The sequence below is a fragment of the uncultured Phenylobacterium sp. genome (assembly GCF_902826855.1).
Lineage (GTDB): Bacteria > Pseudomonadota > Alphaproteobacteria > Caulobacterales > Caulobacteraceae > Phenylobacterium.
The window spans coordinates 1-5,133 of record NZ_CADEGK010000272.1 but is presented as its reverse complement, the minus strand read 5'-3'; the positions used below and the strand labels follow the sequence as shown (position 1 = coordinate 5,133).

The window sequence follows — 5,133 nt, the reverse complement described above, 5'->3', positions numbered from 1 at the left end:
ACTTCACCTGGCCCTGCACCACCAGGCCGCGCCAGGCGGTGAGCGCCGCGCAGGCCAGGGTCGCGACCTGGTTGTCGGTCAGGAAGTCGGGGACCTTCGACAGCCCCTCCTGCGAGAAGGTCTGCAGTTCCGCGCCGGCGCCAGGGACCGGGAAGCCGAGGGCCGTCTGCACCCTGTCCAGCTCGGGCGGTCCGGAGATCCACTCCTGGTAGAACAGCGTCGAGACCCGGTCGCCCGCCTTGAACCGGGTGACCCCCTCGCCCACCGCCTGGACATAGCCGCAGCCGTCGGAGAAGGGCGTGATGACGTCATCCGGCTTGGCCATGCCGCGCCCGTACATGCCGTTGATCATCAGGAGGTCGCGGTAGTTCAGCGACACCGCCTTCATCCGCACCAGCACGTGGCCGGGGCGGGGCTTGGGATCCGGCTTCTCCACCACCTGGATGGCGTCCGGGCCCCAGGGGGCGGCGACGTTCAGGGCTCGCATGGGCGTCCTCCGTGGGCCGCGATCATCGGCGCCTGGGCTGGGCGCGGCAAGCGTGTCGCCACGTCAGACGGGGGTCTCAAGCCGGGTCGAGCCGCTTGAAGCTGTAGAGCCGAACCGCGCCAATCAGGCCCGCGGCGCACATCGCCGCCATCAGCAGATACCCCTGCGCGCCAAACCGGTCGAACAGCGGTCCGGACGCCATGGTCGCCAAGCCCGCCAGCACACCGCCTGACAGCGCCGAGTTGATCGACTGGGCCGCCGAGGCGTTGCGCGGCGTCGACAGCCGCTCCACCAGCTGCAGCGACGCCAGGAAGGTCGCGGCGTAGCTGAGGGTGTGCAGGGTCTGCAGCGGGAACAGCATCCAGAGCGGCGGCGAGAAGGCCAGCGCCGCCCAGCGCACGATCGCCGCGACGCCGCCGAGGACCAGCAGGTTGCGCGGTCCGATCCGCCGCCGCCACGGCTCGCAGAACCACAGGAACGCGATCTCCGCCGCCACGCCCACGCCCCATAGGACGCCGGTCATGCTCTCCGGGATGCCCTGCGCCTTCCAGGCCAGGGTCGAGAACCCGTAGTAGAAGGCGTGCGCCGACTGGATCAGGCCGGCGGCGATCGCCGCGGTCATGAACCCCGGGTCGCGGACCAGCTCGCCGAGGCCCGACCAGGCCGCACGCGCCGTCGACGGGGCGTCGTCCTCATGGACCGGGTCAGCCGGCAGCAGCAGGCGCGCCGCCAGCGCCATGATCGCAGCGCTGGCCACGATCCAGACCAGGACGATCTCGGGTGAGTTCCAGGCCAGCAGCGCGCCCAAGGCCACGTTGGCGACGATGAACGCGGCCGAACCGATGCCGCGCGGCCAGCCGTAGTTGAAGCCGTCGCGGCTGGCCCGCTTCAGGACGATCACGTCGGTCAGCGGCGAGATGGTGGAGAAGGCCGAGGACGCGGCGAACCAGACCACGATCCAGCCGGCGAAACCCAGCGGAAGCGCCATGGCCGCGTACGCCGCCGCCACGCCCAGGCTCATGAAGATCAGCGCCGTCCGCCGCAGCCGGAAGGAGTCCGCCCAGACGGCGAGCAACGGGGCGGTGACCATGCGTGCCAGCATCGGCAACGACAGGATCAGCCCGATCTGCGCCCCGTTCAGCCCGTGGTAGGCGAACCACACCGGCATGTAGGGCGAACTCGCCCCTGTCCCGACAAAGATCGCCGAGTAGAACAGGCCCAGCCGGATCGGGAGCGACATAGCGTGGCTGTACAGGAGTCGCCGGCGTTTCTCTCCCCTCCCGGCGGGATGACGGGAAGGCGGTAGACGGGGCCCCGCCCGGAGCTAATGTCCCTGAACACCGATAACGGAGGGGCGGATGGCGAGACCCAACAGCCGCGACCGCGAGCTGCGCGAACGGGCCGCCGCGGTGATCCCCGGCGGCATGTACGGTCACCAGTCGGTGGGGCTGCTGCCCGACGACTACCCGCAGTTCTTCGAGCGTGGCGAAGGGGCCCACATCTGGGACGCCGACGGGACCCGCTACCTCGACTTCATGTGCGCCTACGGGCCGAACCTGTTCGGCTACGGCCATCCCGAGATCGACGCGGCGTACGTGCGCCAGCTGGGCCTGGGCGACACCCTGACCGGGCCCACGGCGCTGATGGTGGAGCTGGCCGAAGCCATGACCGCCATGGTCGCCCACGCCGACTGGGCCATCTTCTGCAAGAACGGCACGGACGCCACGACCATGGCCCTGACCACGGCGCGCGCCCACACCCGGCGCAGGACCGTGGTGCGGGCCAACGGCGCGTACCATGGCGCGGCGCCCTGGTGCGTGCCGCGGCCGGCGGGCACCATCGACAGCGACCGGGCCCACCAGATCCTCTGCGACTACAACGACGTGGCCAGCCTGGCAGCCGCCGTGGCAGAGGCCGGCGAAGACCTGGCGGCGATCTTCGCCGCGCCGTTCAAGCACGACGCGTTCATCGACCAGGCCGACCCGGACCCGGCCTATGCCCGCCGCGCCCGCGAGCGCTGCCACCATACCGGCGCGCTCCTGGTCGTGGACGACGTGCGCGCGGGCTTTCGGCTGGCCCGCGACTGCTCCTGGAGCCGTATCGGTGTCCAGCCGGACCTCTCCACCTGGGGCAAGTGCATCGCCAACGGCCATCCGATCTCCGCGCTGCTGGGCAGTGACAAGGCCCGCAAGGCGGCCGGTTCGATCTATGTGACCGGCTCGTTCTGGTATCAGGCCGCGCCGATGGCCGCGGCGCTGGCGACCCTCCGCCTGATCCGCGAGAGCGACTACCTGGAGCGCATCACCGCCCTGGGCGAGCGCCTGCGCACCGGCCTCGGAGAGCGCGCCAGCGCCGCCGGCTTCGCCCTGCGCCAGACGGGACCCGGCGTGATGCCGCTGTTCTTGTTCGAGGGCGACCCGGACCTCCGCAAGGGCTTCTGCTTTTCTTCCGAGATGCTGGCTCGCGGGGTCTACCTGCACCCCTGGCATAACATGTTCCTCTGCGCCGCCATGACCGAGGCGGACATCGCCGGCGCGCTGGACACCCCCGAGGGGGCCTTCGAGGCGCTGACACGCCAGATCCGGGATCTCGCGCGCGGCGAGAAACTCGCCGTCCTCTCAGCCGGAGCCCGCTGATGGACGACTATTCGAACTATGACGGTCTCGGTCTGGCGGAGTTGGTCGCCAGGAAGCAGGTCGCACCGGCCGAGTTGGTGGAGGCCGCGATCGCCCGGATCCAACGGCACAACCCGACGCTCAACGCGGTGGTCTTCAACGGCTTCGACGACGCGCGGAAACAGGCGAAAGGGCCCCTCCCCGACGGGGCCTTCAAGGGCGTGCCCTTCCTGATCAAGGACCTGGGCATCGCCGTCGCCGGCTGGCCGCGCAGCCATGGCAGCCGGTTCGGCAACCTGGTCGACACGGAGGATTCAGGCCTCACCGCTCGCTACCGCGCTTCGGGCGTCATCCCGCTCGGCAAGACCAATACGCCCGAGTACGGCATCACCGGGACCACCGAGAGCGCGCGGCTGGGCCCGTGCCGCAACCCGTGGAATCCCGCCCACATCGCCGGAGGCTCGTCGGGCGGATCGGCCAGCGCGGTGGCGGCCGGCATGGTCCCGCTGGCCCACGCCTCCGACGGCCTGGGTTCGATCCGCATCCCGGCCGCCTGCTGCGGCCTGGTGGGCCTGAAGGTGACGCGCGACCGCAACCCCAACCTGCCCGACGGCTACGACTACGCCATGGGCAACGTGGTCGACCACGTCGTTAGCCGCACCGTGCGCGATAGCGCCGCCATGTTGGACGCCACCGGCATCCCCGAGCCGGGATCCCCTTACCCCGCCCCGCCGAAGGACCGGCCGTACCTCGATGAGGTCTCCCGCAGCCCCGGCAAGCTGCGCATCGCGTGGTCGTCGGAGACGCCCTCGGGCCGCCCGATCGAGCCGGAGATCCAAGCCGCGCTCGAGCGCACGGCCACATTGCTCAAGGGCCTTGGCCACGAGGTGTTCGAGCGCGGCCTCGGCATCGACTACCGCGCGCTCTACGCCTCCCGCGGCGCCGCCTCGGCCGCCAACTTCGCCGCGGGCATGGCGCGGTTGATCGAACAGGTCGGGCGCGAACCGGAGCCGCACGAGCTGGAGCCGCTGACCTGGGCCTCGCTCAAGGCCGGACGCCGTCAGACCGGCGCCGACGTCATGCGCTCCCTGCAGGACACCCGCATGCTGGCCCGCCAGGTGGTGGCCTGCTTCGAGGACATCGATGTCTACCTGTCGCCCGTAATGGGCACGCCGGTCCCGGAGATCGGGCACATCGACCCGGTGAACCTGGAACCCCGGGAAGTGAACCGTCGCCAGGGACGCGTCTTCCCATTCACGCCGCCGTTCAACTTCTCCGGCCAGCCCTCCATGAGCCTGCCCCTGCAGATGAGCGCCTCGGGCCTGCCCATCGGCATGATGTTCACCGCCAAATACGCCGACGAAGCCACCCTCTTCCGCTTGGCCGGGCAGTTGGAGAAGGAAGCGCCGTGGAAGGACCGCCGGCCGCAGGTGTGGGGGTGATGCCACTCTGGAGCCGCCGCAACTGGATGACCCTGGCGGCGGCGGGCGGGTTCGTCGCCGTGGCCATCGGCGCTTTCGCCGCCCATGGGATTTCCGATCCCAAGGCCCAGGAGTGGCTGCGCACCGGGGCGATGTACGGCTTCATGCACACCATGGCGACCTTCGCCAGCGCCACCTTCATGCAGGTGGGCGCGCGGCGCGCCCGCTTCGCGCCAGCCTTTTTCCTCTCAGGCGTGGTGCTGTTCTCCGGCAGCCTCTACGCCATGGCGCTGGGCGGGCCGCGCTGGCTGGGGATGGTGACGCCGATCGGCGGCCTGCTGTTCCTGACGGGCTGGGCCGTGCTGGCCTGGGCGGCGCGCGGGGTCGATCCCTAAGCCTGACCCGACTTCGGGAGGGCCAGCCAGCGCAGGGCGGCGGCCGAGCCCACCAAGCCTAGCAGCATCACCACCGCCATCGGCCGCCCCGTGCCGTCGTGGAACAAGCCCGCAACTCTGGAAGCGACGGCGCCGTTCGCGAAGGACAGCGTCCCCGTCAGCGCCGAGTCCAAACCCGAGCGCAGCGGAGCGCCGCCCAGCGCACAGGCAGCGAT

Annotated in this window: 5 protein-coding genes and 1 pseudogene; 3 read left to right on the top strand and 3 right to left on the bottom strand. The window is 70.8% G+C overall.

The annotated features are described in order from the left end of the window. On the bottom strand, nucleotides 1–487 hold a 487-nt coding region (locus QZV94_RS23015; RefSeq protein ID WP_293682488.1), incomplete at its 3' end, for an alcohol dehydrogenase catalytic domain-containing protein. A gap of 76 nt (nucleotides 488–563) precedes the next feature. Then, the gene (locus QZV94_RS23010; protein WP_293682486.1) at nucleotides 564–1,727 is read right to left on the bottom strand and encodes an MFS transporter; all 1,164 of its coding nucleotides are present in this window, start codon (nucleotides 1,725–1,727) and stop codon (nucleotides 564–566) included. Nucleotides 1,728–1,845: 118 nt separating this feature from the next. Between QZV94_RS23010 and QZV94_RS23005 the strand changes: the two genes are divergently transcribed. The 3 genes from QZV94_RS23005 to QZV94_RS22995 are packed head-to-tail and all read left to right on the top strand — an operon-like array spanning nucleotide 1,846 to nucleotide 4,918. After that, nucleotides 1,846–3,123: an aminotransferase class III-fold pyridoxal phosphate-dependent enzyme gene (locus tag QZV94_RS23005; protein WP_293682484.1), complete on the top strand. Its 1,278-nt coding sequence runs from the start codon at nucleotides 1,846–1,848 to the stop codon at nucleotides 3,121–3,123. Further along, on the top strand, nucleotides 3,123–4,544 hold the full coding sequence (locus tag QZV94_RS23000; protein WP_293682483.1) for an amidase: 1,422 nt from the start codon (nucleotides 3,123–3,125) through the stop codon (nucleotides 4,542–4,544). The genes QZV94_RS23005 and QZV94_RS23000 overlap by 1 nt, the downstream gene beginning before the upstream one ends. Then, entirely contained in the window at nucleotides 4,544–4,918 is a 375-nt protein-coding gene (locus QZV94_RS22995; RefSeq protein WP_293682482.1) for a DUF423 domain-containing protein, read from the top strand. Before QZV94_RS23000 ends, QZV94_RS22995 begins: the two co-directional genes overlap by 1 nt. Here the strand turns inward: QZV94_RS22995 and QZV94_RS22990 are convergent. Continuing rightward, nucleotides 4,915–5,133: pseudogene (locus tag QZV94_RS22990) on the bottom strand (Bcr/CflA family drug resistance efflux transporter); the annotation flags it as partial. The gene QZV94_RS22995 and the pseudogene QZV94_RS22990 sit on opposite strands and share 4 nt — an antisense overlap.

Excerpts from the sequence above, each read along its gene's own strand:
- QZV94_RS23010 (WP_293682486.1), bottom strand. The coding sequence starts at position 1,727 with ATGTCGCTCCCGATCCGGCTGGGCCTGTTCTACTCGGCGATCTTTGTC.
- QZV94_RS22995 (WP_293682482.1), top strand. The coding sequence starts at position 4,544 with ATGCCACTCTGGAGCCGCCGCAACTGGATGACCCTGGCGGCGGCGGGC.
- QZV94_RS23005 (WP_293682484.1), top strand. The coding sequence starts at position 1,846 with ATGGCGAGACCCAACAGCCGCGACCGCGAGCTGCGCGAACGGGCCGCC.
- QZV94_RS23000 (WP_293682483.1), top strand. The coding sequence starts at position 3,123 with ATGGACGACTATTCGAACTATGACGGTCTCGGTCTGGCGGAGTTGGTC.